The 1,367-nt window shown below is 69.1% G+C and carries 1 protein-coding gene; it reads right to left on the bottom strand.

The genetic code is table 11. The features are described 5' to 3' along the window. Positions 1–126 precede the first annotated feature (126 nt). Positions 127–1,302 (bottom strand): phosphoserine transaminase, encoded by a 1,176-nt coding sequence (locus tag K9U40_RS22985; protein WP_282892401.1) that lies wholly within the window; start codon positions 1,300–1,302, stop codon positions 127–129. Positions 1,303–1,367 lie beyond the last annotated feature (65 nt).

Genomic DNA, 1,367 nt, shown 5'->3' with positions numbered 1-1,367 from the left:
ACCCCGGCCCTCCCCCGCAAGCGGGAGAGGGGGCGACCTGGCGCGTGCGGAAACGCACGCGGCCCAAGATCACGCGGCCCAAGATCACGCCGCCAGGATCACGCGGCCAGGATCACGCGGCCAGGATCACGCCGCCTTGGGCAGCGCGGCCTTGGCTTCGGCGAAGGCCCAGTCGAGCCAGTGGGTCAGGGCTTCCACGTCGGCGCGCTCCACGGTGGCGCCGCACCAGATGCGCAGGCCGGGAGGGGCGTCGCGATAGGCGCCGATGTCGTAGGCGATGCCGCCCTTTTCCAGCCCCGAGGCGATGGCCTTGGCGAAGGCCGCCTGCGCCTCGGCGGGAAGCGACGTCACGTCCGGATCCACCACCTTCAGGCAAACGGACGTGTTGGAGCGCGTCACCGGATCGGTGGCCAGGAAGTCCACCCATGGCGTGGTGTGCACCCAGCGGGCGATGGCCTCGAAGTTGCGGTTGGAGCGCTCCTGCAGGGCGAGGAGGCCGCCGAGATTCTTCGCCCACTTGAGCGCGTCGAGATAGTCTTCCACGCACAGCATGGAGGGCGTGTTGATGGTCTCGCCCTCGAAGATGCCCTCGATGAGCTTGCCGCCCTTGGTCATGCGGAAGATCTTCGGCATCGGCCATGCCGGCTTGTAGGTCTCCAGCCGCTCCACCGCGCGGGGGGAGAGGATGAGCATGCCGTGGGCCGCCTCGCCGCCGAGCACCTTCTGCCAGGAGAAGGTGACCACGTCGAGCTTGGCGAAATCCAGCTTCTGCGCGAATGCGGCCGAGGTGGCGTCGCAGATGGTGAGGCCGGTGCGGTCGGCCGGGATCCACTCCGCGTCCGGCACCATGACGCCGGAGGTGGTGCCGTTCCAGGTGAAGACCACGTCGTGGGAGAAGTCCACCTGCGCGAGGTCGGGCAGCGCGCCATAGGGGGCGGTGAGGGTGCGCACGCCCTCGAGCTTGAGCTGCTTGGCGACGTCGGTCACCCAGCCTTCGCCGAAGCTTTCCCAGGCCAGCATGTCCACCGGGCGGGCGCCCAGCATGGACCACATCACCATCTCGACCGCGCCGGTATCGGACGCAGGGACGATGCCGATCCTGTAGTCCGCGGGCACTTCGAGCACGTCGCGGGTGAGGTCGATGGCCTCTTTCAGCTTGGCCTTGCCGACCTTGGCGCGGTGCGAGCGGCCGAGCGGCGCGTCCGAGAGGCCGTCCAGCGTCCAGCCGGGACGCTTGGCGCAGGGGCCGGACGAAAAGTTGGGATTCTCCGGACGGGTGGCCGGAGCGGGATTCGTCGTCATGTAGTCCATCCTTGCAGATGGGCGCCTCCCGTTGGGGGGAGGTGTCCCGCGGATGGGGGTACGCC

This window comes from Xanthobacter autotrophicus (assembly GCF_030015065.1).
Taxonomy (GTDB): Bacteria; Pseudomonadota; Alphaproteobacteria; order Rhizobiales; family Xanthobacteraceae; genus Xanthobacter; species Xanthobacter autotrophicus_D.
Note: the sequence above shows the minus strand (reverse complement) of the source record. Positions and strands in the feature narration are given on the sequence as shown.